The organism is Nonomuraea sp. NPDC026600 (assembly GCF_040638335.1).
Taxonomy (GTDB): domain Bacteria; phylum Actinomycetota; class Actinomycetes; order Streptosporangiales; family Streptosporangiaceae; genus Nonomuraea.
The window spans coordinates 19,838-43,197 of the sequence record NZ_JBEZYD010000047.1 but is presented as its reverse complement, the minus strand read 5'-3'; the positions used below and the strand labels follow the sequence as shown (position 1 = coordinate 43,197).

Genomic DNA, 23,360 nt, shown 5'->3' with positions numbered 1-23,360 from the left:
GGGCATGGCGATCATCGACTTCTTCGACCGAGGCTGGCGGCAGAACCCGTCCGGGGCGGCGTACGTCATGCACGAGCACACCTGGACCTACGAGCAGGCCGGCCGGCTCTCGTGCCGGATCGCGCACGCGCTGCTCGCCAAGGGGTTCGCCCGCGAGACCAAAGCGGCCGTCCTGTCCCCCAACGACCCGGTCGCGTGGATCTGCGTGCTGGGGATCTGGCGCGCCGGTATGACGTGGGTGCCGTTGAACCCGGCCGCCCCGATGGATGACAACCGCCTCCTGCTCGACAGGTTCGACTGCGAGGTCGTGTTCTTCCACAGCTCACTGGAGCCGGTGGTGGAGCGGCTCCGGCCGATGCTGCCGGGGGTGCGACAGTACGTCCGCGTCGACTCGCTGGCCGACTTCGTCGAGGGCGCGGACGACAGGCCGCCCACGGTCCGGTACGACCTGGACGACGTGGTCGCGGTGGCCCCGACCGGCGGGACCACGGGCCTGCCGAAGGGCGTGATGAACACCCACCGGAGCTTCGCGGCGTCGTTCGCCCACCAGATGCTGGCGATCTCCTACCGGGCCGACGAGCCCATCGTGAACCTCGCCGCCGCGCCCATGACCCACGCGTCGGGGCTGCTGACCATGCCGGTCACCGCGCGCGGCGGCACCGTCGTCATCCTGGACAGGGCCGAACCGGCTGCCGTACGGGAGGCGATTCAACGGCACCGGATCACCGAGCTGTTCCTGCCTCCGACCGTGATCTATCGCATGCTGGAGCTGCCCGGGATCGACCGCGGCAGCTTCCCGTCGCTGCGTTACCTGCTGTACGGCGCCGCACCCATGTCGACGGAGAAGCTCGCCCGCGCGATCGGGGTGTTCGGCCCGGTGCTGATGGAGTGCTACGGGCAGATGGAGGCGCCCGCGGCCATCTCGTTCCTGCGGCCCGAGGAGCACTTCGTCGACGGCGAGCTCGCTCCGCCCGAGCGGCTCTCCTCCTGCGGCCGGCCGTACCCGCTGATCAGCGTCGAGATCCGCGACGCCGCGGGCCGCCCGGTCGAGAGCGGGGAGCCGGGTGAGATCTGCGTCCGGGGCGACCTGGTGATGAAGGGCTACTACAACGCGCCCGAACTGACGGCCGAGACCGTGGCGGACGGCTGGCTGCGCACCGGCGACATCGGCTTCCTCGACGAGGGCGGCTACCTGCACATCACCGACCGGGAGAAGGACATGATCATCTCTGGCGGATTCAACGTCTACCCGAGCGAGGTCGAGCAGGTCATCTGGGCGCATCCCGCGGTCCAGGACTGCGTGGTCGTCGGCGTGCCGCATGACGACTGGGGCGAGGCCGTCAAGGCGGTCGTCGAGCTCAATCCGGGCGAACAACTGACCGAAGGCGAGCTCATCGACCTGTGCAGGCAGCGCCTGGGCGGCATCCGGGCGCCGAAGACCGTCGACTTCGTACGCTCGCTGCCGCGCAGCGCCAACGGGAAGGTCCTGAAGAAGGCCGTCCGTGAGCCGTACTGGGCCGGGCGCGAGAAGCGGGTGTGACGATGGGAGAGCTCGACGGCAAGGTCGCGATCGTCACGGGAGGCGGCTCCCTCGCCGCCGGGATCGGCAACGGCCGAGCGGCCGCGGTACGGCTCGCGGAGTCGGGCGCGCGGGTCGTCATCGTGGACATCTCCGACCGGAACATGGCCGAGACGCAGGAGCTGATCGCCGACCGCGGCGGGGAGTGCCTGTGCGTGCGGGGCGACGTGTCCCTCCCCGACGACTGCGCCGCGATCGTGCGACGCGCGGTCGAGACCTGGGGCCGCGTCGACGTGCTGGTGAACAACGTCGGTGTCGCCGGGCCACCCGGCACCGCGGTCGACGTCGATCTCGACGCCTGGGACGCCTGCCTGCGGGTCAACGTCACCTCGATGATGCTCATGTCGCGGTTCGCGATACCGCGGATGCGCGCGGCCGGCGGCGGCTCGATCGTCAACCTGTCCTCGGCCGCCGGGCTGATCGGCGGTCATCCATCCCTCGCCTACAGCACGGCCAAGGGCGCGATCGTCAACCTGACGAGGAGTATGGCCGCCGCGCACGGACCGGACGGCATCCGCGTCAACGCCGTCGCGCCGGGCTACATGTACACGCCCAACGTCTACGCCCAAGGGCTGAGCGAGGACGACCGTGAGCGCCGCAGGCTGGCGGCGCCGCTGCGGACCGAGGGCACGGGATGGGACGTCGGTGAGGCCGTGCTCTTCCTCGCGGGCGAACGCTCCCGGTGGATCACCGGAGTGGTCCTGCCGGTGGACGCCGGTCTCACCTCGGCCCTGGCCGTACCCGACTCGATGACGGTGCAGTCGCCGCGGCCTCGTTGAGCCGACTCGATGACGGTGCGGTCGTGGCAGCCTCGTTGAGCCGGCGCGCGGCGAGTTCGGCGAGCAGTCGCGCGCCGTCGTGCAGCACCCCGTCGTCGAACCTCGCGAAAGGGGAGTGGTTCTCGTGGGCTTCGCCGGGATCGCATCCGGCCGGGCGGGCGCCGAGGAACACGAACGCGCCGGGGACCCGGGCCAGGACGCGGGAGAAGTCCTCCGACGCGGGGTGCGGGTGCGGCATCGTGGCGAACCGCTCCGCGCCGTAGAGGTCACGGACGACGCCGGCCGCGAAGCCGGTCTCGGCGTCGTCCGTGACGGTCACCGGGAGTTCGGCGTCGAAGCCGACGTCGGCCGTCGTGCCGTGAGCGGCGGCGATGCCGTTGATCAGCTCGGTCAGGAGTCGCCTGGCCTCGGCCCGGTGGCGCTCGGAGTAGCTGCGGATCGTGGCCTCGAAGTACGCCGACGATGGGATGGCCGTGCCGTGCGAGCCGGCCGACACATGGCCGACAGTCACGATCACCGGATCGAACGCGTCGAACCTGCGCGTCACCAGGCTCTGCACCGCCGTGATCATCTCCGCCATCGTGGTCACCGGATCCAGGGCGCGATGAGGCGCCGCGCCATGGCCGCCCTTACCGTGCACGGTGACCCGCATCCGCGCGTTACCTGACAGGATCGCGCCGGAACGAGTGGCGAACATGCCGCTCGGCCGTACGGACTGCACATGCAGCGCGTACGCCGCGACCGGCTGAGGCCCTGCCGCTTCCAGGACCCCTTCGGCGATCATCTTCGCGGCCCCGTCGTGTCCTTCCTCGCCTGGCTGGAACATGAGGACCACGTCGCCGGGCAGATCGTCCCGGGTGGCGCACAGCAGGTGCGCCGCCCCCACGAGCATCGCCGTGTGCAGGTCGTGCCCGCACGCGTGCATCGCCCCCGGGTTGCGGGACCTGTAGGGGACGTCCGCCTGCTCAGTGATCGGCAACGCGTCCATATCCGCACGTAGCAGGACGACCGGCGCGCCGCCGGTTCTCGAACGTCCCCGCAGCACGGCGGTCACCGAGCTCAGCGTTGTTCCGCGGGTCACCTCCAGCGGGAGCCCGGCCAGAGCGCCCAGTACCCGCTGCTGGGTGCGGGGGAGCTCCAGCCCCAGTTCGGGATCGGCGTGCAGGGATCGGCGCAGCTCAGTCAGCATCATCCTCTGATTACCGCCACTTATGGTGGTGGTGAACCGTAATCATCAGTGGATCGGCATTTCCTCGCCGGAGGTGAAGGATTCGTGCGCCAGGAGCTCGACGAGCACGACCTCCGGCTGATCCACGCCGTCCAGCTCGCCCCCCGCGCGCCCTGGACGATCGCCGGACCGGCCTGCGGCCTGCACCCGATCACCGCCGCGCGTCGCTGGCAGCGGCTCGTCGACCGCGGCCTCGTGTCCGTACTGGTCACGCCGGGGCCGAGCCTCATGCGCCGGCTTTCGCCCGCGTACCTCGACCTGGACTGCCGCCCCGGCGATCGGGCGGCCGTCATCGCCGCCCTGCGGGTCAATCCGCGAGTCGCGTCGATCGCGATCGCCGCGTCGGGTCGCAGCCTCGTCCTGACGCTGATGGCCGACTCCCCGCACGCGCTGGCCGACCTCGTGATCGACCAGATCGGCGCACTTCCCGGCGTCCTGCGCACCGAGCTCTACCCGATCACCCAGGTGTACGGCGAGGGCAGTTCCTGGCGCCTCGACGCCCTGGACCGCGACGAGATCAAGCAGCTGGATCGGCGGCCCGACCCCGGATCTCGGCCGATCGCCGTCTCCGAGCGGCACCGGGCCCTGTTCCGCGCACTCAGCCTGGACGCCCGGGCCCCGGCTGCCGTCCTCGCGCAGCAACTCGGCGAGAGCGCCTCGACGACGACCCGGAGACTCGCGGCGATGCGGGCCGCGGGCCTCATCTCGATGCGATGCGACGTCACCCCTGAGGCGGCGGGCTGGCCGATCCTCGTCAACTACCTCACGCGCGTGCCCGCCGGAGTCCTCGAATCCGCCGGCCGGGCGCTGGCGGCGTTGCCGGAGAACCGCGGCACCTTCGCCATCGCCGCACGGACCAACCTCTTCGTCAGCCAGTGGCTGCGCGGGATGCCGGACGTCCAGAGCGCCGAGGCGCGTATGACCGCGGCCATCCCCGCTCTGGAGGTCTGCGACCGGATGGTCACGCTTCGGACGGTCAAGCGGATGGGTCGCATCCTCGACGCGGACGGGCGGTCGATCGGGGTGGTTCCGCTCGACCCCTGGCACGATTCCGTCATCTCGCGGGCCGAGATGGCCGATCCCTAGCGATGGGCCGTCCGTCCGCACGGCTGTGCTTGGGTTCGTGGAGTCGGAAGGCGTCACGACCAGGAGAGGCTGGCAAGGTATGGAAGACGGCCCGCGCATCAGGGCTCTGCTGGAGTCGGACGACCCACTCGCGGCCGAGGCGGCACTCTGGGCCGACCTGCGATCGGCCGGCACGCCGCTGATCGAGCCCCATCCGGATGATCCGGACGCGTGCCTGGTGACCTTCCTCTGGTTCGCCGACCGGCCGGTCGAGCGGGTCGTCGTGAACGAGACGGTCAGTTCGCTCCCTCCGGAGAGCCGCACCCTGTCCCTGGCGCCGGGTACGTCCACGTGGTTCGCCACGTGGCCGGTGAAGTCGGATGTGCGGACCACCTACCACTTCGAGATCTTTGCCGGGTCCGGCAGTGAGCGGATCGGCGACGAGCACGCCCGCGTACGCGAACCGCACGACTACAGTCTGCTCGGCTCCCCGGAGTCGGTCCTGGTCTGCCCCGGTGCCGAGCCACTCTCCTGGGCCGACCGCCGCCCGGACACGCCCCGCGGGACCGTGACCGGTGCGCTCCTCGGCGACGGCCGGGAGGTGTGGGTGTACACGCCACCGGGCTACGACCACCTCGCCGACCCGCTCGACGTCCTGGTGGTCCTCGACGGTCACGCCCGGCACAGCGCCGTGACGGTCCTGGACAACCTGCACGCCGACGGTCGGATCGCACCCACGGCGGCGATCCTCGTCGGGCAGCGCGATCGCAACGCCGAGCTGACGTGCGACGCGGACTTCTCCCGCTTCCTCGCCGGGGAACTGCTGCCGTGGGCGCGGGAGGCGTACCACCTGACCACCGATCCGGCCAGAACCGTCATCGCCGGCTGCAGCCTGGGCGGACTGTGCGCGGCCTACACCGGCCTGCGGCACCCGGAGGTCTTCGGCAACCTGCTCATGCTTTCGGGGTCGGTCTGGTGGGACCCGGACACTCTGCGGGAGTACTTCCAGCTCGCCGGCTCCGGCCCGCGCGCGATCGGCACCAGGTCCAGGACACCCGCCATCATCGGGGAGTACACGCGGGCGGAGCGGGCCCCGATCCGGATCTACCAGGACGTCGGGGCGTTCGAGACGGGACCGCCGCCCGCGACTCCGCACCAGATCCACGCCAGCAGGCATTTTCGCGACGTGCTCACCCTCAAGGGCTACGACTACGTCTACCGTGAGTTCGCCGGAGGCCACGACGAGACATGGTGGCGCAGCCGCCTCGGCGACGGCCTGATCTGGCTGACGGACCCGCGAGGAGCCGACCGTGGCTGACCTCGGAGGCACGTACACGAGCAGGTTCGCGAAGCTCGCCGAAGAGTTCGCCGGGCGGCTCGACTCGGACGGCGAACTCGGTGCGTCGATCGCCGTCGTGCACGAGGGCGAACTGGTCGTCGACATCTGGGGTGGCTGGACGGACGAGGCCAGGACGACACCGTGGGCCGAGAACACCATCACCTGTGTGTGGTCCTCCACCAAGACCGTGATGGCGCTCGCCGCGCTGATGCTCGTCGACCGCGGTCTGCTCGACGTGCGAGAGAAGGTCGCGACCTACTGGCCGGAGTTCGCCGCTGCCGGCAAACAGGACATAGAGGTCCGGCACCTCCTGGCCCACACCTCCGGACTGCCGGCCTGGGACCAGCCGGTCACGCTCGACGACCTCTACGACTGGGACCGTTCCACCGCACGGCTCGCGGCCCAGGCACCCTGGTGGGAGCCGGGCACCGCCTCCGGCTACCACGCGCTCAGCCAGGGCCACCTTGTCGGCGAGGTGCTCCGCCGGATCACCGGCCGTTCGCTCAAGGAGTTCGTCGCCCACGACATCGCCTCCGCGCTGGACGCCGACTTCAGCATCGGCGTGCCACGCGCGGACTACGGCCGGGTCGCCGACGTCGTCCCGCCGCCGCCACGGCCGGTCGACCTCACGGCGCTCGATCCCGCCGGTGTGACGTTCAGGGCGTTGACCTCACCGGCCCCCGACGCCGCCGCGAGCTGGACAGACGAGTGGCGCGCCGCGGACATCGGCTCGGGCAACGGGCACACGAACGCTCGCGCACTCGCCCTCATCCAGTCGGCGGTGTCGCACGGCGGCGTCGCGCGGGGTCACCGCCTGCTGAGCCCGGAGACGATCGAGCTGATCTTCGACGAGCAGGCCAGCGGGGTCGACCTCGTACTCAGCGCGCCGCGGCGGTTCGGTGTCGGCTTCGGCCTGACCATGCCCGAGGTGCTGCCCTACCTGCCCGAATCCAAGATCTGTTTCTGGGGCGGATGGGGTGGCTCGGTCGTTGTCAACGACCTCGACCGGAACCTGACCATCGCCTATGTGATGAACAGGATGGACGGCGCAATCGCCCCGGGCATCATCGGCACCCGGCAGAGCGTCGCCTACCTGACCACGGCCTTCGACTGCGTGGAGGGACGCCGATGATCCGGCTGCCGACGCCCACGGGTACGCACGCCGTCGGAGTCCGGGATCTGGAGTTCGGTTCCCAGCTCCTGACCCGGGCGTGGTATCCGGCACCCGCCGGGACCGCCACTCCGCCGCGCGCCTACGCGGTCGGGCCCGAGCGAGAACTCCTCCTCGCGTGGACGGCCCGCCGCAATCCGGGCTGGGACGCGGCGACGTCCACGGCCCTCCTCGCCGACGCGACCACGAACAGTCACGCCGACGCCCCCGTCCTGCCGGGACGCCACCCGGTGATCGTGTTCTCCCACGGCGCGGACCTGTATCCCGCCCAGAACACCGCACTCATGGAGGAACTCGCCTCACACGGATTCGTGGTCGTCAGCGTGCTCCAGCGGGGCGGCGGGTTCGCCGCCCGCCCCGACGGATCGACGCTCGACACCGGCCAGACGTTCCTGAGCGCCGCCGCCGACCTCTTCGCCCGGATCGAGGGCTTCATGCGCGCGGGCAATGACATCGACGCCCGCTTCGCGTGGTTCAACGAGTTGTGGGCGACCGGCGAGGTGGTCGCCGTCGCCAGGGACTGGCGCGACCGCATGATCGCGGTCGCCGACGCGCTCGAAGGCTCGCCGGCTGACGACCTCGTGGCCGCCTGCGACCTGTCGAGGCTTGCCTACGCCGGCATGTCCTTCGGCGGCTCGGCCGCCGTGAGCGCGGCTCACGCCGATCCGAGGGCCCGCGCCGCCGTCAACCTCGACGGGGTGCACTACGGGAGCGACCTCTTCGGCCGTCCGGCCCGCGTGCCGATCCTCGCGCTCTCCGCCGACCAGGCCAACGTCGCGGACTACCGCGAGGGGGGAACCGACCGGTACTACTACAACGACTTCTTCTACGAGGACTTCGCCGGTATGGGCCTGCGCGAGGACATCGTCCGGATCAAGATCAAGGGCACGATGCACCGGGACTTCACCGATCTGACCTTGATCCCCGGCAAGCGGCACCTCGACCGTCTCGGCTCCGCGGACGGAGAGCGGGTCACCCGGCTCGTGTCCCGGTTCACGCTCGAGTTCCTCCGCCGCTTCGTCCTCAAGGAGGAGCCGGAATGGGAGGTCACGGACGTGTCGCACATCCGTGCGTGGGCCCGCAGGCCATGACGTCCTCTCATGAACCGGTCGTCCGGCTCCTGCCCGAGATGCCGGCGACAGCCGCGCTGACCACGGCGAGCGCCGCTCCCACCCACATCACCGCGGAGATCGACACGCTGTCCACGATCCGGCCGCCGGCGAACGAGCCGAGCGCGATGGAGACGTTGAAGGCACCGACGAAGAGCGCAGTGCCCATTTCGCCGCCGCCCGACCGCATGATCCAGAGCTGCAGGGTCACCCCCACGCCGCCGTAGCCCAGGCCCCACACCATGAGCACGATCAAGGGCAGGCCGATCAGGGGCAGCGCCGCCACGGAGAATGCCATCAGCACGGCCAGCGTGACCAGGACCGGCTTGGGGTTCCTGGCCGCCCATGCGCCTGCCGCGAAGTTGCCGGCCACGCCCGCGGCGCCGTACAGGAGCAGGGCGGTGCTGACGAGGGCGGGACCGGCGTGCGAGACCTGCTCCAGGAACGGCCGGACGTAGGTGTAGGCCGCGAAGTGGCCGGACACGATCAGGACGGTCAGAACGAGGACGACCTTGAGCGGGCCGGAACGTACCGGCCTGGACGATGAGCTCGCGGTCGTGGGTGGCCGAGAGGAGAGCCACGTGAGCCGCCCCTCCGACGCGCGGGCCGAGGCCTGGCGGGGCACCGGCTTGGACGGGTGGGCTCGAGGTTCGCCGGGCAGGGGCGGCAGGGTGGTGGCCAGCAGCGCGAGTAGGGCCAGGGCCAGCACCCCCATGGCGATGAACGCGGTCCGCCACCCCGCGAACGACGAGATGAACGTCGCCACGGGCACCCCCAGTACCGACGCCACCGACACCCCGGCCAAGATGATCGACGTGGCCCGCCCGACGGACCCTTCGGGCACCAGCCGCGGACCGAGTCCGGCCGCGAAGGCCCAGAACCCGCCGATGCTCACCCCGGTCAGCACCCGGGCGGCCATCATGACGGGGTAGTTCGGCGCGAACGCGCCCGCCAGGTTCGCCACCGCCAGCAGCGCCATCAGCCCCAGCAGCGTGCCGCGCCGGTCGAGCCGCCGGGTGGTGATCGCCACCACGGGCGCGGACACGGCGGCGACCAGTCCGGGCGCCGACATCATCAGCCCGGCCGTCCCGTCGGAGACGCCGAGAGTGGCGGCGATCGAGGTCAGCAGGCCAACGGGCAGCATCTCGCTGGTCACGATGGTGAAGGTGCCCACCGCGACCGAGAACACGGCGAGCCAGCGCGCCCGGGTGCCGGCGGAAACATCAGTCATGGTCATGCCGGCCAGCTTTCCGCCGGCCACCAGCGGGAACAATGGCGAAGGTCGAAGGCTTGGTTTAGGTGGACTAAACGATCAGACGGAGGTGGCGATGGAGTTCAGGGAGCTGGAGTGCTTCGTCGTGCTCAGCGAGGAGCTGCACTTCGCGCGTACGGCCGAGCGCCTCTACCTGTCACCCGGCAGGGTGAGCCAGCTCACGCGCTCGCTGGAGACCAGGGTCGGCGGCCTGCTGTTCCACCGGACCAGCAGGCGCGTGCGCCTCACACCCCTGGGCGAACGTTTCCTGGCCGACCTGCGCCCCTCCTACGACGGCCTCGCGAACGCGGTCAGCCGGGCCAAGGCGGCCGCCCGCGAGGTGACAGGCGTGATCAGGCTCGGCTTCCTGGCCACGCCCACGGATGTCGTCACCGGCAGCGTGCGTGCCTTCGAGCGCCGCTACCCGGGGTGCGAGGCGGAGCTGGTGGAGATCCCGCTCTCCGACCCCTTCGGCAAGTTGCGGGCCGGGCAGGTGGACATCGCGTTCACGCTGCTCCCGGTGGACGAGCCCGACCTGGCGACGGGTGAAGGACTGAACCGGGTCTCGTACCAGCTCGGCGTCTCCTCGCGCCACCCGCTGGCCGCCCGTGCGAGCATCGGCGCGGAGGAACTGGCCGGCGTACCCCTGATCGGTCTGGACGGCCCGGCTCCGCGCACGTGGCGCGAGCGTGCGGCACCGTCCGCAACCCCTTCCGGCCGTCCCATTCCCCTGGCCAGTACGGTGGCCACCAGCCAGGAGGGCCTGACCCAGGTGGCGCTCAACCGGGGCGGCATGCTGTTCTGCACCCCCACGGCGGCTCACCACAGGCGGCCGGATGTCAGCTTCGTCCCCGTCACGGGGCTGCCTCCCTCGATCCTCGGCCTGGCTTGGGTGAAGGCGGCGGAGACGGCGGCGATCCGGGCGTTCAACGAGGCAGCCGTCGGGTACGCGCTCGGAGTGGCGGCCCTGGTGGCATAAGACATAACGGGCGCCATGAAAGCGGAATCGAACCCGCGCTGTCAGCTTGGGAATCGGCTGCTGATCTACCTTCTGTAACCTGGGAGACGGGGATGCGGCTCAGCGGCGGTCACGAGACCGTGAGCACCGCCTTCTGGGCGGCCACGCTTCCCCAGCTTTCCGGGCTCATCGCCCGTCGCGCCGAACTCCGGGATCAGGTCAGTGCACTACCGCCGGTCTTCGTCCATGGGGACTGCCACACCGACAACATCGTGCACGCCGCGGGCTCGCCGGTCTTTTGCGACTGGCAGTCGACCGGAGTCGGCCGGCCCGTCTCCGACCTGGCCTTCCTCAGTGTGCGCGCAACCCCCTCAGGCACGGTCGTCCCCCGGGCGCTGATCGATGCCTACTTGGACCATAGCCCCGGCGACCGCGGCCTTCTGGAACGCGCCCTGGTGGCGGAAGAACTCGCCATCTTGGTCTTCCTCTGGCCGCCCTACGCCGCGTTCAACAGCCCGGCGGGGATCGCTCGTGTCCACTCCAGGGCACGCGAACTCGCGGAGCGACACCTCGGCGAGGCGGCCCACGAGAAAGGTTGCTGACGTGAAGTTGAGCGACCAAAGTCGATCTTCCAGTCTGCATATACGCCCAGACTTCCGTCTTCCAGGCAGCGCAAACCAACGCTGATCCAGCGCACTTCACCGTCACCACGGAATGCGAACCCAACTGCTACAGCGAACTCCTCGCCCCCACACGGGCAGGCACACTCATCAAGGTCGGCCTCACCCATACAGTCGGCACTGTCAGCGACATAGGAGGCATCCCCACATACGACGCAGACACGTTGTACGCACCCCTCAACGTCATCGGCCATGACGTTGAACTTCTTACCGGCACATCCAGCGCACACTGCCTCACTCACCCGCTCGACGGCGTAGCCGCCCGGCTGGTACTCGCGGAGAAAGTCGGCCAGATCCTCGAAGTCCGCGCCTCGCCAGAGATCGCCCGACATGTCGATCGCCATAGCGTCTGAGTTTATGACCGTATCAGGCAGAAAAGAATCAAAGCCAGGCTGGGAATCCATCCCTGACCTGGCTTTCCACAGTTTGGAGCGGGTGACGGGAATCGAACCCGCCCTGTCAGATTGGGAATTGCAGGGATCCTGGCTCGTGGGGGCGTTGACCTGGAACTGAGGCTGGTCGTAAGTGACCGTGGTTGACCCCTCGTCACCGCCCTTAATGGCACAACGATCAGCCCGCGACCTGCTGTTCTTCGTACGCCGCGCACCCCCTGCCCGCCTGATTCATCCTGTCTTCCGTCGACCCGCCCGACGGGGAAGCGGGCCAGTCTTTCGCATCACGTCAACCGTGTAGGTCGGTACCACGGCACCCCCTTCCTCACGCGGCAGTGATGGCCCGAAACTCCACTGACGCGGAGACGTCACCGTGCATCACTACATCAATCTCCAACGCCGCTGCCAACCGCACCATCAATGGAATCGTCGGCATGTGAGCTCCACCCTCCAAGCGGGAGACTTGCGGCTGCGTCATGCCCGCCCGCTCGGCCAGCTCCGTCTGCGACAGGCCCAACTCGATCCGGCGGCGGTGGACAGCCGCGCCGAGTTCCTGCCCCAGCCGCGCCTCCTCCACCATCGCGGCGTACTCGGGGCTCACTTCCTCACCGGCAAGCCGCTTGGCCTTGATCGTCTTCCACTTGCTATGTCCGGCCATCCCTTCAGCTCCTTCCCTCATAGGTCCAATGCGCGGCGCCGTGCTCCAAGCCGCCGGCCATGCACTCAGCCATCGCCTTGCGGGCGCGCTCCACATCGCGCGGCTGTCTGTCTCGCGTCTTGTAGAAGGCGGTCAGCAACACCGCCCGGCGCCCCTCGGCCAGCCAGTAGGTGAGGCGCACCGAATGGTGTGCGATATCGAAGCGCAACTCCCACAACCCCTCACCCAAGTCGCGAGCATGACCGTACGGCATCCGGTCGCCGAATTCAGCGAGCCGTTCGACAGCGGCGTGATCCCGGTCGGACAGAGTGTCCAGCCAAGCCTCCACCGCTGGCTCCAGCTCGATGTCGTACAGCTCTTCACACATGCAACGCAGTATATATGCCAAGCTTTGCATAGTCCGACTTCTGCAGGGCGCGGCGACCATGCGAGATGAACTGTCATCAAGGTCAACGACTCCGGCTTCGTGGGGGATGATGACGCTTGCGGCGGTGTCCCAAGCGTTGTCACTCGAGATGATGTCGGCGTCGATCTTGCCGTCTGCCACCCTGCGCAACGAGTCGGCCCAGGGATCAAGCGGCGGCAATCTTGCGACGACCCGGCGGGAAGGCCCGGAAGGGACAATTCGAGCTATCAGCGAGGCCCGCTCGGGTGGGGCATTAGCCAGCCCACCCTGTAACCAGGCAACGGGAGGCCGAGGGCGAGCGTCGCGAGCGAGGTTGTCCTGGGGTCGAAGGGGGCGGAGCCCCCTCTGGCACGCGGACGGCGGCGCGCGAAGATCGTCGTAAACAAAAAATGCGGCCCCTCGCGGGGCCGCCCAGTTGGCCGTAACCAACTTCGTGTGCCTCCATGCTAGCTACGGTCACTTCAAGAAGAAGACTGCGCGGTGCCGGGACTGCGGGGCCCGCTGGACATGCGAGTGTGACCCGCCTCAGACGTTCCACACCTATGAGGAGAAGCTGACCGACGTCGCCTTGGCGGTGGCCATGACCATGGACGCGGCCTCCGGTTACGGGGATATGTCGGTGCTGCTGTCGACCGACACGGACTTTCGCCCGGCGGTGGAGGCATCGCTTCGGCTTGCTCCCGCTCGACCGGTTCTGATCGCCTGCCCGCCGGGTCGGGTTGGTCCCAAGCATGACTTCTCGGGGCAGGTCATCGCATTCGCTATCCCGGAGGAGCACTTGGAAGCCTCGTTGCTGCCGGTCGAGGTCACAGGGCCTGATCGGCGCACCTACAAGCGTCCGGACAAATGGAGCGGGTGACAGGAATCGAACCCGCGCTGTCAGCTTGGGACCTGCATCGATCACGGCCCGCTGGGGTTCTGAGCTGGGCAGCGAGCCGGTCCTGAGTGACCGTGATTGACCCCTCGTTGCCCCTCTTAATGGCCCGGCGATCAGCCCGCGACCTCGTGTTTCTCGCGCAACGCGCGTACCCCGGCCGCCTGATCATCCCGTCTGCCGTCGACCCGCCCGCAGGGGAAGTGGCCCTGGTCTGCTCGGCTTGTCCCGGGTCGATGGCGGGCGGGATGATCAGGCTTCCACCTCAGCCCTCTACGGTTTCCCGATCCGCGCGGCGATCATCCCGGAGCCGGAGCGCCCCTGCCGGAGGCTATGGTCTGCCCATGCCGGACTTTGAAGCATGGGCGCGGCTTTCCTTGTGGGAGCAAGCGGATTCCCTCGTGGGTGACGCCGAGATTGTGATTGATCGTCCTGCGGGCACCCCGCATCCCAAGGTACCGAGCTTCATCTACCCGCTGGATTATGGCTTCTTGTCGGGGACTCAAGGCGGGGACGGTGAGGGCATCGATGTGTGGGTCGGCTCGTCTCCGGTGCGGACCGTGTCGGCGGTGGCCTGCACGGTGGATCTACTCAAGCGGAACGCAGAGGTCAAGTTTTTGTGGTGCTGCTCATCGGATGAGATCGCGCTGGTGGAAGGTTTCTACGCCCCTCAGCCTCAAGCGGCTGTGGTGATCCACCGGCCGAGATGAGCAGGGCCGCGCGGCTCTGGCGGCGGCGTGACGGTGGTCGACACGGTGGCTCGGTACGGCGCGGTGCGGCTACGGCGATGCCCCGCGCGGCGCTCGTGCCGTGACCGGCCCCAGGCCGCAGCGCGGCGTGGGGACGCTGGCACGGGGCGTACGGCGGCGCGGCGCGCCGCCGCTTGATACCTCATAAGAACAATTCGGCAGGCAATCCGGTGATGGTGTGGTCAGTCGAAGTCGGTGCAGAAGACATACCAATTGCTGGTCACGTGATCGATGGTCGAGACATCGATGTCCTTCGTGTGACCGTCTGGGGCATGGGCGAATCCGCACTTGGTGAGGAACCCGCCGCTGCCTGAGATGTAGAGCTGGGTGACGCCTTGCCACCGCCTCGCGCTGTCGAGGGTGAATAGACCAGCGCGGCCATTGTTCTGGGACCACTGCGCCTGTTCGGGGAGGGCGTTCGCGTAGTCGGTGAGTGGAGCTTCGGAGATCAGGAAAGCTGCTCGCATCGGTATGCCGAAGGTGGCCAGTGCGAAGGTGACGGCTGCAAGGAGAGGCGGCACGAGAACCAGCACCCGCCTGCGCCGAAGCCTGCCGATGGCAAGGAACGCGACCCAGGCGCACAACGACAGCAGCCAACCGAAGACGGCGATCATGATGAGCGTGAATTCGCCACCGGGTACGGCTACAGCGAAGGCGGTCATGATCGAACTAGCGATCACCGGCCCCAGGGCCGTGAGGTACGACCACCCGCGATTGCGAGATAACCCGCTCTGAGGCCGCGAAGTCGAGAGATCGGTCACGATGAGGACGATATGTGACGATTACTGGTCGGTGTGGACGCCGCTAGCCTCTGGCGGTCTTCTGAGCCTCGGCCATGAGCTCGACGAGATCGGCCACGAGCTTCGGACTGGCGGCGATGGTCGCGTGGGAACTCATGCTGTGCGGGCTGCCGTCGATGTCCACGACTGCGGCCCCGGCCTCTCGGGCGATCAGTACGCCTGCGGCGGTGTCCCACGGGTTGTTGGTGAGCATGATGCAGGCATCCGTCTTACCGTGGGCAACCCACGCCAGAACTACGGCTGCTGAGCCGTACATCCGAACCCGCTGTGTCACTGCTTTCCGGCCGAGTGCTCTGAGCGGGCATGGCGAAGCGGTTGTCCCAGAAGGCCGTGCCCCTGTCCGTTCTGGCGATGATCCGGCACGTGGTTAACAAGCGCTCTCAGCGAAGGGGAAGCGCGCGCTCAACTCTCGCCGATGCGCAACCACCGACGGCGGCCCTCCCAACGTTAACAAGGCAGTCGCGACGCCGCAGGAGGATAAGCGGTAGGATAAAGGGTATGAGTGAGCCTACTGGAAAGTATTCGATCACCATGCCGCGCGACATCGCCGAGGCCGCCCGGTCCCGGAGTGGCCCTTCCGGCCTGTCCGCCTACGTCGCCGCAGCCGTCACCCGCCAGATCGAGCGCGACAATCTCAACGAACTCATCCAGGTCGCCGAGGCCGAGCACGGCCCCATCACTGACGACGAAGTCCAGGCACTGCGCGACCAACTCCACCAGGCCCGGCGGGGACAGGCCAATGATGGGGCGGCCGCGTGACCCGTTCTCCCGCTGCTCCCGGCGGCACACTTGTCCTCGATAGCGAGGGACTGGCCAAGGCCGTCCTGCGTGACCGTACGGTCACCGCATGGCTCGCTCTTGCCCGTGCCGACGACCTTCGCGTCATCACCTCTGCCGCCACCCTCGTCGAGGTGGTCCACCCCCGTGTCAACCGGCCGGCCCTGGAGTGGACGCTATCCCGCCTTGTCATCGAGCCGGTCACCGAACCGATCGCCCGCCACGCCGCCACGCTCTTGTCTGACGCCAGCCTGCACGGGCACAAGTACGCCATCGATGCCATGCTCAGCGCAACCGCCCTCGCTGCCCCCAATCCCGTCACGGTCCTCACGTCCGACCCCGAGGACCTCACCGCCCTGTGCGGCGCACGCGTTACCGTCATCAAGGTCTGAGTCGCATTCTGGGCCTGCTGGTTCCGACAGGGTGATCATCTGGCCTAATGACACGCAGGGCTCAAGAATCCTGGACAACAACAAATCCCAGGCACCGAATCCATTGGCTACCTGGGCTTTCTCGCTTGGAGCGGGTGACGGGAATCGAACCCGCGCTGTCAGCTTGGGACTCTTTCAAGATCATGGCCTCTGAACAAGGGAAACGCTGACCTGGGCATATGCCAGTCGAGTGACCGTGAGTCCCGCGACTCCCCGTTGATCGCCGTCCGAACGGGCACGCAGCGGGCACGGCCTGGCGGCCCGCACGAACTCCACTCGCTCTGCTCGGGCATCTACCTCACCCACCTACAGCCCTACCGGCGAGTGACTCGTGATCACAAAGGGTTGGACAGCGCCTCCGCGCGGACAAGAAGATCTCGGCATGGGAACCGACATCCACGGATTCATCGAGTGCCGCACATGGACTCCCGGTCTCGATGTCGGCGAGACCGCTTGGGTTGCTGCTATCTCGCTGAAGATGTTGGTTGGTAGAGACTACGACGCCTTCGATTGTCTCTTCGGGGTTCGCGACTCAGGCCACTGGCGACCGATCGCGGCCGATCGCGGCCGATCGCGGGCTCCCCCAGGATGCGTCGGAGATCACCAAAGCGGGTTTGGCGGAATGGGGGGAAGCTGCCTTTGGTGTCACGTGGTTGAACTGGGATGAGATCACCGCGATCGACTGGGATGAACCCGCGCTTCGTCCGACCAACGTAGCCCAGTACCGGCAGCTTCCCGATCAGAGCCTAGAACTCGTTTACTGCTCGGTATGGAGCCGCAGATTCGCTCGGGTAAGTGGCGTGGATACCTTGACGGTCGACCCTTATCAGGTTGCTGTGCTGTGGGATGAAGGCACCGAGTGGAGGGACAGAGACACCGTCTTCCGTGTTGAGCGTGCCACGCGCCGCCGTGCCGTACCGCCCGACAGCCTCTGGCACGGGGTATGGACAGTCATGCGTACGCTCGCGCATGTTCACGGAGACGATGCTGTCCGCTTGGTGGCCTGGTTCGAGGAGTAGACGATCCGGCATGCCGAACAGCACTTTTCGTGCGTGGAGCGGGTGACGGGAATCGAACCCGCGCTGTCAGCTTGGAAATAGCAACGATCATCCGATGTGGGGGCGCCGAGCTGGGCGGGAGTTCGGTCCTGGATGACCGTGGTTGACCCTTCGTTCCCTTGGCCAATTGCACGTTAATTGCACGGCGATCATGTCGCTGACCTGCGCTCTTCGAGCCAAACCATGAGTTTCCCTCGCTGCGGTTCCCTATGCGGACGCGCGTCGGCGAAGGAACGCCATCGGGACGCAAGACAAGGTAGTGATAACCATCAGCGCAAAGAGGGGCAAGGCGTCGATTCGGATGTTCATCTGCGGCTGGAAGGCGGACATGTACCACTCGTCCAGCGCCGCCAGGAACCAAGCTGCTGCTGGCCATAGGAGATAGTGCCCTCTCCGCTGCTCACGGCGGAGAACCCAGGACAAGGCAAGGAAGACGACTACGCCCAGTGTCAGAGGCACGGTCTGGTACAGCATCCCGATCATCTCGTACATGCGGGTCTCTCGGTCGGAGGGTACAAATCCCGGTCAATATAGGTTGCCGCGTAGTGCGCGCATCATCCTGCCTGATCATCCCGTCTGCCGTCGACCCGCCCGAAGGAAAAGCGCCAGGGCCATGGGGACAAGGTGGAGCGCCCCACCGGACGAATGATCTGGCACCCGTTTGCCCTGGTCTGCTCGGCTTGTCCCGGGTCGATGGCGGGCGGGATGATCAGGCTTCCACATCAGCCATCTACGAACCTCACGCCCGAACGGCGATCATCCCGGAGCCGGAGTGCCCCTGCCGGAGGCAGAACTTGTTTGCTGGAGGGTTGCTCACCTTCCTTTGTGCGGTGTTCATTAGACCGTTCTAGAATCGGCCGATGATCTCGCTGACGACTGAGCGGCTCCTTTTGCGTGGCCCAAACGAGGGCGATATTGATCCGCTCGCCACGATGAATGCTGACCCGGAGGTCATGCGCTACATCGGGGATGGGTCGGTGTTGCCGTTGGATCGCGATCGGACTGCGGCTGGAGTTGCCCGTGCTCAGCGAGAATGGGAAGAGTGCGGCTTCGGCCTGCTCTCCGTGGTCGTGCGGGAGACTGGGCAGCTCGCCGGGTGGGTGGCGCTGACGGTGCCGACCTTCCTTCCCGAGATTCTTCCTGCGGTGGAGATCGGGTGGCGTCTGAGTCGCCAACACTGGGGGGCCGGCTATGCCACGGAGGCCGCTGGGGCGCTGCTGCGATTCGGGCTCATCGACTGTGGTCTCGACCGCGTCGTTAGCGTCCGGCATGTCGACAACCTTCGTTCAAAGCGAGTCATGGACAAGCTCGGTATGCGGTTTGGGCTCGAAACCGTCATGCCTGGGCATGGCCAACCTGTCGCGGTCCACGAGATCACCCGTGCTGAGTTCGATGCTTTCGAGATGACGACGGCTCCGTAGGACGGCCTCACGCGTGAGTTCTTTTGGCGTAGGGTCCGTGTGTCGGGCCAGGTCGCGGCCCGAGTGGCGGGCCGCGCGCGAGAACGGCCCCCAGGCCGCACGCGCAGCGTGCAGCCAACTATTCGGCAGTGCGCTGGCTGTATCTCGCAACCTGGCGGGCCTCAGCGATGAGTTCGACGAGGTCGGCTACGAGCTTCGGGCTTGCGGCGATGGTCGCGTGAGCGGTCATGCTGTGCGGGCTGCCGTCGATGTCGACCACGGTGGCTCCGGCCTCGCGGGCGATGACGACGCCTGCGGCGGTGTCCCATGGATTGTTGCTCAGCATGATGTTGGCGTCGATCTTGCCGTCCGCCACCCACGCCAGGTCAATCGCGGCTGAGCCGAACATCCGAACGCGCTGAACCCGCGCGGCCAACTCGTGAGTCAGAGCGAAGCGAGGCCGGTTACGCTCCAGAGCGTCCTCCCCCACGGCATAGTCGCCCAGGGCCACGATGGCGGCCTCCAAGTCGCGGGCGTCACTCACCCGGATGTCAGAGCCGTTGGCTTGGGCTCCTGCCCCTTCTGCGGCGATATAGCGGATGCCGAGCAGCGGCAGGTCAATGACTCCGAGCGTGGGCATGTCCTTGTCCACCAGTCCGAGAGAAACGCCGCAGAGCGGGATGCCGTGCAGGAAGTTGGCCGTCCCGTCCACCGGGTCCAGCGCCCACATCAGGCCATCACCAATGTGGCTGACGCCCTCCTCTTCACCGAGGAATCCGATCTCCGGCGTCTCTCGGGACAGGAACTCGCGTACGGCCTGTTCGACGGCGTAATCCACTTCCGTGGCCATGTCCCGGTCGCCCTTGGCAGTGACGACGCCGGGAGCCTTGGTCCGGATGATCTCGCTGGCCATCGAGACGGCGTGTTCAGCGATGGGAAGGAGGGACCTGGCGTCGATGGTCATACGGGTTCGCTCCGCTCCCACATCTCGTTGAACACCTGGTCGAAGACGGGAAACAGGCCGTCCGCAGCGGTGTTACCGCTAATCACCAAGGTAGGCGAGTCGACTCCGCGGGCCTGCGGCAGGTATGGCTTCACCACGCAGAACGCCCGGTCCACGATCAAGAGGTTGAACCGGATCGTCTCGTCGTAGACGTGCAGTTCAAGGCGCTGAGCCGATGCGGTGTCGAGCCGGTCGCGCAACCTGGTCAGCATGGTGATGTTGAGCGCCGTGAGGGTCGTCAACGTGCTGTCTGTGTAGCGCTCTTCTACCTCGCGTGCGCGAATCGCCTGGCCCTTCGGGTCAAGGAAGAGGCACCGGATCCGGGTGCCGGAGTCCAGCAGGCACCTGAGCTGATGATCGGGATAACCCTGGCAAAGCACGTTGAGCGACAGGCCCGCCGCATTGATCTCCTTCGCGCTGTCGAACAGAGTCGAGGCGGGATAGACGGAGGAGAAAACAGAGCGGCTGCGGAAGACAGCGGTCACATCGGCCATCTGCGGCATGGCGCAGATCTCGGTCTCGGGACCGGCGCTTCTGGCTGGCTCCGGCTCTGTCCTCGGCGTGGGTACTTCGACGGTGTTCGTGGAGAACAGTTCGTGGGCCGACCTGCTGCTCGGCCTACTGTGTGCGCAAAAGTCGCACGTCTGATCGAGCATGCCCGTACGGCTGGCGGGCTTGGCGTTCGCTGCTCAGCAACAGGCGAGTCGGTCGTCGAACTCGGAAACGTCCGCCTCGGCGGTTGCGACGAGCCGCCGCATGCGGTCGGCGTTCCTTCCAGGGCAGGGGCCTTACAGCCTGCTGGCCACCCGCTGCGCCACGGAGGCGATGCGCCCGCAGCGCTCGCGCGGATCGAAGCGCTGAACATCATCGGGCTGAGTCATCCACAGCGTCACCAGGAATCGCCCCTTCCGGAACACCAGCGCGCCGGCCGATCGCGCATAGGGCCGGGTCACGCAGTACGACTCCTCGCCCGCAGTACGGGTCAGCCGCTGCCCACCGTCGAGCGGCCTGGTGAAGTCGATAGAGTGCGCGGGAGCGGCATCGGCCATATAGCTGATGACCTCAACCTGCAGTTTGTATCGGTCGGTGAGGTAGTTGTCCCCTGTGCTCCGCTCGCACCGTGTGTAGACGTAGGCGTACTCGTTCTGGTCGGGGATGCCTGTGCCGATGCTGAAGTTCGTCCTGCCGGCCGCGCTGCCGAACTCCTCCCCGACGAACGGCGCGGCCGGCCGGTGGAACAGCGTCTGGAAGTCCTTGGCATCGATGAGGGCGCACGCGGGCGCCGGCTTCGCGGTGATCAGAGGGCTGTCATAGGCGATAGAAGGGATGCCCGCCGGATCCGCCGAGCGCTCCACCAGGTTGCCGGCGATCGTCTCCAGCAGCGCCCGCTTGAGCTTCTCCTGCTGGGGTCCGCGCTGTAGCGACAACTCCACTTGCACGACCGTGTTCTTCAGCCGTAGAACGTAGTGCAGGTAGTCGATGGTCTCGTTCACTCGGCTCGAGCTGCGCTTGCGCTCCCGCACCGTCACGTCGCCGATCGCCGGCCTCGTACTGTAGCGATCGAAGGAGTAGTCCATGGCGCGGGAACTGGTGTAGCTCTCCTGAAAAACCGCGATCTCCACCGGGGACTTCGGCCACAGCACGTACTTGCAGCTGTTCGGCGGGTCGGTCGGGACGAACAGCCCGCCCTTCTCGATCGGACCATCGCCCTGCCCATCGAAGTAGGAGCGCCGGTACGATCCGATCAGGGGATTGGGGTGCAGAAGCAGCCCGAGCTTGTTCAGATCCGCGAACGTCAGCAGAGTGCAGGCTGAGATGACCGGTGAGCCGGCGTACCGGCGCGGCGAGCGGCCGGGTTTCGCCACCAGCGGCCCAGGATCGGCGATCCCCTCCGCCTCCTCCCCTTTCAGCTCGTCGTAGCCGTCACGCTCGATCGTCTTCAGCTTGGCGCCGCCCTCGGCGATGTCCCGCCCGGGCTCCGGCGAGGCGGTGCGGTCTCCCCCTGCGATCGGACGGACATCGCCTCGCAGCTTGGACACCGCCACGAAGCCGACGGCGATCACCAAGGCGGCTATCAGCAGCCCTGAGACGCCCAACAGCGCCGCCGTACACCCCGAATTCCTGCGCCGCCGCGGGGGCGGTGGCCCTCCAGGCGCATACGGCGGGCCAAACGGGTAGGGCGGTTGCGGCTGCTGCGCATTCCCGTATACGCCCTGCGGCCCGCTTCTGGCATGGCGCGGTTGGCCCTGCGGCTTCCACGCGCCGGGCCCGGCCTGGGAGGGCGGCTGTGCCACGATGCCTCCGTTCGCTGATCGCTACTAGCTCGGTCCACCGGCCTCCGTATAGGAGCCCAGCAAAGGGGGAGCGTAGCTCTCCAATGGCGACCAGCCGTAACACTTCCGGCTTTGGTGAACCTTTCAGGCCAGGCTCTGCAGAGGAAGAACGAATAGCGGCGGTTTTCGCACCTCACACCCGTCCGCCGAGGACGTACGTGATGAACCGTCTGGTGCCTGGCGCCTCGAAATGGAACAAGGTGGAGGTGCGCCACGAGGCGCCACCGTTTCCCGCGACCTGGTCTTGATCGGCGCGAAGCGGCCCCTGAGCGAAGGCCATGCAGTTGAGCGGAACGTGGGGCCGCGCCCCCACTGGACACAGTCTGAGCTCTCAAGCGCGAAGCGCCCATTGGAGAAGGCCTTGCTTGTGGAGCGGGTGACGGGAATCGAACCCGCGCTGTCAGCTTGGGAACTCTTTCAAGATTACACAGGCTGAGCTGGAGAAACACTGACCTGGGCGTATGCCGGTCAAGTGACCGTGAGTCCCCCTGAGCCTCCGTAGATCGCTCTGCGAACGGGCACACAACGGGCACGGCCACCGGTCTGCCTCGCCCTGCACAAATGGCCAGGGAGACGAGCCTGGCGAGGCGTAGATTCCGAGCATGAGCGCGATGCGTGAAGAGTTGCATGCTCTGGTCGATCGGCTTCCGGATGACCGTGTCCAGCCGGTTCTCGCACTTGTCCGCGAGAACCTCGAGACGGCCGGTCGGCGTGAGCGAGCGCTGGCCATTATGGAGCGGGTTCAGGAGCGGATGCGCGGTGTGACGGGCGTCGACGAGGAACTGGACCGTCTCCGGGAAGGCGCGCGTGGCTGACGCGTACGTCGTGGACACTGGTGTGTTCCTACGGTGGTTCGTCGATCAACCTGGCCACGAGCACGCCCGCCAGATCCGGGACGACTTCCTGCACGGCCGGGTAAGACTGAAAACAGCGGACTTCGCGCGGATTGAGGTTGCCGGAGTGCTGCGCAAGAAGGGTCTGCTCGCGGGTCGGCTGTCCGCAGATGAGTTCATTGCGACCGTTCGGATCATTGACGAGCTCGGTGTCCGGGTTTATCCCGTGGACGCCGACCGTTTGGAGCGGGCCGCCGCCCTGGCGGTGCGGTTGACGTTGCGCATGTATGACGCTGTCTTCGCACAGCTTGCTCTCGATCAAGAGATTCCGCTGCTGACCACCGACGCAAAACCCCACCGGGCGCTTGATGGCGTCGTCGAGACCGAACTTCTTAAGACGCAGGACCTCAGTGATCACCGCTGAGCGGTGGGACCGAACGCTGTTACACGAACGCTGGAGCGGGTGACGGGAATCGAACCCGCGCT

General features: G+C 67.4%; 26 protein-coding genes. 16 read left to right on the top strand and 10 right to left on the bottom strand.

The genetic code is table 11. From position 1 onward, the window contains the following. Positions 1–4 precede the first annotated feature (4 nt). Both AB0F17_RS57325 and AB0F17_RS57320 read left to right on the top strand, forming a co-directional pair. Positions 5–1,540, top strand: a complete 1,536-nt coding sequence (locus AB0F17_RS57325) for an AMP-binding protein (RefSeq protein ID WP_358042937.1) — start codon at positions 5–7, stop codon at positions 1,538–1,540. Between the two features lie 2 nt (positions 1,541–1,542). Further along, positions 1,543–2,358 (top strand): SDR family oxidoreductase, encoded by an 816-nt coding sequence (locus tag AB0F17_RS57320; protein WP_358043051.1) that lies wholly within the window; start codon positions 1,543–1,545, stop codon positions 2,356–2,358. Here the strand turns inward: AB0F17_RS57320 and AB0F17_RS57315 are convergent. Next, positions 2,300–3,550, bottom strand: a complete 1,251-nt coding sequence (locus AB0F17_RS57315; protein ID WP_358042934.1) for a M20 family metallopeptidase — start codon at positions 3,548–3,550, stop codon at positions 2,300–2,302. The genes AB0F17_RS57320 and AB0F17_RS57315 overlap by 59 nt on opposite strands. A gap of 81 nt (positions 3,551–3,631) precedes the next feature. Between AB0F17_RS57315 and AB0F17_RS57310 the strand changes: the two genes are divergently transcribed. The 4 genes from AB0F17_RS57310 (at position 3,632) to AB0F17_RS57295 (ending at position 8,252) form a co-directional block, all read left to right on the top strand. Next, positions 3,632–4,672: an Lrp/AsnC family transcriptional regulator gene (locus AB0F17_RS57310; protein ID WP_358042931.1), complete on the top strand. Its 1,041-nt coding sequence runs from the start codon at positions 3,632–3,634 to the stop codon at positions 4,670–4,672. A gap of 79 nt (positions 4,673–4,751) precedes the next feature. Beyond that, positions 4,752–5,969 carry an alpha/beta hydrolase-fold protein gene (locus tag AB0F17_RS57305; protein ID WP_358042928.1) on the top strand — a complete coding sequence of 406 codons (1,218 nt, stop codon included), beginning with the start codon at positions 4,752–4,754 and terminating at the stop codon, positions 5,967–5,969. Continuing rightward, positions 5,962–7,122: a serine hydrolase domain-containing protein gene (locus tag AB0F17_RS57300; protein ID WP_358042925.1), complete on the top strand. Its 1,161-nt coding sequence runs from the start codon at positions 5,962–5,964 to the stop codon at positions 7,120–7,122. The genes AB0F17_RS57305 and AB0F17_RS57300 overlap by 8 nt, the downstream gene beginning before the upstream one ends. After that, positions 7,119–8,252 (top strand): hypothetical protein, encoded by a 1,134-nt coding sequence (locus tag AB0F17_RS57295; protein ID WP_358042922.1) that lies wholly within the window; start codon positions 7,119–7,121, stop codon positions 8,250–8,252. The genes AB0F17_RS57300 and AB0F17_RS57295 overlap by 4 nt, the downstream gene beginning before the upstream one ends. A gap of 7 nt (positions 8,253–8,259) precedes the next feature. Here AB0F17_RS57295 and AB0F17_RS57290 read toward each other — a convergent pair whose 3' ends face one another. Then, positions 8,260–9,507, bottom strand: coding sequence for an MFS transporter (locus tag AB0F17_RS57290; protein ID WP_358042919.1), 1,248 nt, complete (start codon positions 9,505–9,507; stop codon positions 8,260–8,262). A gap of 91 nt (positions 9,508–9,598) precedes the next feature. Between AB0F17_RS57290 and AB0F17_RS57285 the strand changes: the two genes are divergently transcribed. Beyond that, positions 9,599–10,501, top strand: coding sequence for a LysR family transcriptional regulator (locus tag AB0F17_RS57285; protein WP_358042916.1), 903 nt, complete (start codon positions 9,599–9,601; stop codon positions 10,499–10,501). 92 nt (positions 10,502–10,593) lie between these two features. Further along, a complete protein-coding gene (locus AB0F17_RS57280) occupies positions 10,594–11,082 on the top strand; it encodes a phosphotransferase (RefSeq protein ID WP_358042913.1) in 489 nt (162 codons plus the stop codon). Positions 11,083–11,877: 795 nt separating this feature from the next. Here the strand turns inward: AB0F17_RS57280 and AB0F17_RS57275 are convergent. Both AB0F17_RS57275 and AB0F17_RS57270 read right to left on the bottom strand, forming a co-directional pair. Next, complete coding sequence (locus AB0F17_RS57275) at positions 11,878–12,210, bottom strand: helix-turn-helix domain-containing protein (protein WP_358042910.1); 333 nt, start codon at positions 12,208–12,210, stop codon at positions 11,878–11,880. A 4-nt stretch (positions 12,211–12,214) separates the two neighbouring features. Beyond that, positions 12,215–12,577: a type II toxin-antitoxin system RelE/ParE family toxin gene (locus tag AB0F17_RS57270; protein WP_358042908.1), complete on the bottom strand. Its 363-nt coding sequence runs from the start codon at positions 12,575–12,577 to the stop codon at positions 12,215–12,217. 619 nt (positions 12,578–13,196) lie between these two features. Here AB0F17_RS57270 and AB0F17_RS57265 point away from each other — a divergent pair. Together AB0F17_RS57265 and AB0F17_RS57260 are read left to right on the top strand one after the other, a co-directional pair. Next, a complete protein-coding gene (locus tag AB0F17_RS57265) occupies positions 13,197–13,475 on the top strand; it encodes a hypothetical protein (RefSeq protein WP_358042904.1) in 279 nt (92 codons plus the stop codon). A gap of 359 nt (positions 13,476–13,834) precedes the next feature. After that, positions 13,835–14,200 carry a hypothetical protein gene (locus AB0F17_RS57260; protein WP_358042901.1) on the top strand — a complete coding sequence of 122 codons (366 nt, stop codon included), beginning with the start codon at positions 13,835–13,837 and terminating at the stop codon, positions 14,198–14,200. A 221-nt stretch (positions 14,201–14,421) separates the two neighbouring features. Here the strand turns inward: AB0F17_RS57260 and AB0F17_RS57255 are convergent, their stop codons facing one another. Then, entirely contained in the window at positions 14,422–15,000 is a 579-nt protein-coding gene (locus tag AB0F17_RS57255; RefSeq protein WP_358042899.1) for a hypothetical protein, read from the bottom strand. Positions 15,001–15,043: 43 nt separating this feature from the next. Further along, entirely contained in the window at positions 15,044–15,313 is a 270-nt protein-coding gene (locus AB0F17_RS57250; protein ID WP_358042896.1) for an inositol monophosphatase family protein, read from the bottom strand. Between the two features lie 224 nt (positions 15,314–15,537). Between AB0F17_RS57250 and AB0F17_RS57245 the strand changes: the two genes are divergently transcribed. The 3 genes from AB0F17_RS57245 (at position 15,538) to AB0F17_RS57235 (ending at position 17,266) form a co-directional block, all read left to right on the top strand. Next, positions 15,538–15,798: a CopG family transcriptional regulator gene (locus tag AB0F17_RS57245; protein WP_358042893.1), complete on the top strand. Its 261-nt coding sequence runs from the start codon at positions 15,538–15,540 to the stop codon at positions 15,796–15,798. Further along, positions 15,795–16,208 (top strand): PIN domain-containing protein, encoded by a 414-nt coding sequence (locus tag AB0F17_RS57240; protein WP_358042891.1) that lies wholly within the window; start codon positions 15,795–15,797, stop codon positions 16,206–16,208. Before AB0F17_RS57245 ends, AB0F17_RS57240 begins: the two co-directional genes overlap by 4 nt. 692 nt (positions 16,209–16,900) lie before the next feature. Next, positions 16,901–17,266: a hypothetical protein gene (locus AB0F17_RS57235; protein WP_358042888.1), complete on the top strand. Its 366-nt coding sequence runs from the start codon at positions 16,901–16,903 to the stop codon at positions 17,264–17,266. 246 nt (positions 17,267–17,512) lie between these two features. Here the strand turns inward: AB0F17_RS57235 and AB0F17_RS57230 are convergent, their stop codons facing one another. Further along, a complete protein-coding gene (locus AB0F17_RS57230; protein ID WP_358042885.1) occupies positions 17,513–17,797 on the bottom strand; it encodes a hypothetical protein in 285 nt (94 codons plus the stop codon). A gap of 368 nt (positions 17,798–18,165) precedes the next feature. On the opposite strand from AB0F17_RS57230, the gene AB0F17_RS57225 reads away from it, so the two are divergent. Continuing rightward, entirely contained in the window at positions 18,166–18,726 is a 561-nt protein-coding gene (locus AB0F17_RS57225; RefSeq protein WP_358042882.1) for a GNAT family N-acetyltransferase, read from the top strand. A 118-nt stretch (positions 18,727–18,844) separates the two neighbouring features. On the opposite strand, the gene AB0F17_RS57220 is transcribed toward AB0F17_RS57225, so the two are convergent. The 3 genes from AB0F17_RS57220 to AB0F17_RS57210 all read right to left on the bottom strand — a co-directional run bounded on the left by AB0F17_RS57220 (position 18,845) and on the right by AB0F17_RS57210 (position 21,804). Beyond that, on the bottom strand, positions 18,845–19,669 hold the full coding sequence (locus AB0F17_RS57220) for an inositol monophosphatase family protein (RefSeq protein ID WP_358042879.1): 825 nt from the start codon (positions 19,667–19,669) through the stop codon (positions 18,845–18,847). Continuing rightward, complete coding sequence (locus AB0F17_RS57215) at positions 19,666–20,202, bottom strand: DUF5919 domain-containing protein (RefSeq protein WP_358042876.1); 537 nt, start codon at positions 20,200–20,202, stop codon at positions 19,666–19,668. Before AB0F17_RS57215 ends, AB0F17_RS57220 begins: the two co-directional genes overlap by 4 nt. A gap of 294 nt (positions 20,203–20,496) precedes the next feature. Next, entirely contained in the window at positions 20,497–21,804 is a 1,308-nt protein-coding gene (locus tag AB0F17_RS57210) for a hypothetical protein (protein WP_358042873.1), read from the bottom strand. An 839-nt stretch (positions 21,805–22,643) separates the two neighbouring features. On the opposite strand from AB0F17_RS57210, the gene AB0F17_RS57205 reads away from it, so the two are divergent. Further along, positions 22,644–22,856, top strand: a complete 213-nt coding sequence (locus tag AB0F17_RS57205; RefSeq protein WP_219529428.1) for a hypothetical protein — start codon at positions 22,644–22,646, stop codon at positions 22,854–22,856. Further along, positions 22,849–23,298 (top strand): type II toxin-antitoxin system VapC family toxin, encoded by a 450-nt coding sequence (locus AB0F17_RS57200; RefSeq protein WP_358042870.1) that lies wholly within the window; start codon positions 22,849–22,851, stop codon positions 23,296–23,298. The genes AB0F17_RS57205 and AB0F17_RS57200 overlap by 8 nt, the downstream gene beginning before the upstream one ends. Positions 23,299–23,360: the final 62 nt, after the last annotated feature.

What these genes read in the sequence shown, in the direction of transcription:
- AB0F17_RS57285 (WP_358042916.1), top strand. Translation starts at nt 9,599, where the DNA reads ATGGAGTTCAGGGAGCTGGAGTGCTTCGTCGTGCTCAGCGAGGAGCTG.
- AB0F17_RS57320 (WP_358043051.1), top strand. Translation starts at nt 1,543, where the DNA reads ATGGGAGAGCTCGACGGCAAGGTCGCGATCGTCACGGGAGGCGGCTCC.
- AB0F17_RS57245 (WP_358042893.1), top strand. Translation starts at nt 15,538, where the DNA reads ATGAGTGAGCCTACTGGAAAGTATTCGATCACCATGCCGCGCGACATC.
- AB0F17_RS57275 (WP_358042910.1), bottom strand. Translation starts at nt 12,210, where the DNA reads ATGGCCGGACATAGCAAGTGGAAGACGATCAAGGCCAAGCGGCTTGCC.
- AB0F17_RS57205 (WP_219529428.1), top strand. Translation starts at nt 22,644, where the DNA reads ATGAGCGCGATGCGTGAAGAGTTGCATGCTCTGGTCGATCGGCTTCCG.
- AB0F17_RS57280 (WP_358042913.1), top strand. Translation starts at nt 10,594, where the DNA reads ATGCGGCTCAGCGGCGGTCACGAGACCGTGAGCACCGCCTTCTGGGCG.
- AB0F17_RS57295 (WP_358042922.1), top strand. Translation starts at nt 7,119, where the DNA reads ATGATCCGGCTGCCGACGCCCACGGGTACGCACGCCGTCGGAGTCCGG.
- AB0F17_RS57270 (WP_358042908.1), bottom strand. Translation starts at nt 12,577, where the DNA reads ATGTGTGAAGAGCTGTACGACATCGAGCTGGAGCCAGCGGTGGAGGCT.
- AB0F17_RS57230 (WP_358042885.1), bottom strand. Translation starts at nt 17,797, where the DNA reads ATGTACGAGATGATCGGGATGCTGTACCAGACCGTGCCTCTGACACTG.
- AB0F17_RS57265 (WP_358042904.1), top strand. Translation starts at nt 13,197, where the DNA reads ATGACCATGGACGCGGCCTCCGGTTACGGGGATATGTCGGTGCTGCTG.
- AB0F17_RS57225 (WP_358042882.1), top strand. Translation starts at nt 18,166, where the DNA reads ATGATCTCGCTGACGACTGAGCGGCTCCTTTTGCGTGGCCCAAACGAG.
- AB0F17_RS57215 (WP_358042876.1), bottom strand. Translation starts at nt 20,202, where the DNA reads ATGGCCGATGTGACCGCTGTCTTCCGCAGCCGCTCTGTTTTCTCCTCC.
- AB0F17_RS57305 (WP_358042928.1), top strand. Translation starts at nt 4,752, where the DNA reads ATGGAAGACGGCCCGCGCATCAGGGCTCTGCTGGAGTCGGACGACCCA.
- AB0F17_RS57220 (WP_358042879.1), bottom strand. Translation starts at nt 19,669, where the DNA reads ATGACCATCGACGCCAGGTCCCTCCTTCCCATCGCTGAACACGCCGTC.
- AB0F17_RS57260 (WP_358042901.1), top strand. Translation starts at nt 13,835, where the DNA reads ATGCCGGACTTTGAAGCATGGGCGCGGCTTTCCTTGTGGGAGCAAGCG.
- AB0F17_RS57315 (WP_358042934.1), bottom strand. Translation starts at nt 3,550, where the DNA reads ATGATGCTGACTGAGCTGCGCCGATCCCTGCACGCCGATCCCGAACTG.
- AB0F17_RS57325 (WP_358042937.1), top strand. Translation starts at nt 5, where the DNA reads ATGGCGATCATCGACTTCTTCGACCGAGGCTGGCGGCAGAACCCGTCC.
- AB0F17_RS57290 (WP_358042919.1), bottom strand. Translation starts at nt 9,507, where the DNA reads ATGACCATGACTGATGTTTCCGCCGGCACCCGGGCGCGCTGGCTCGCC.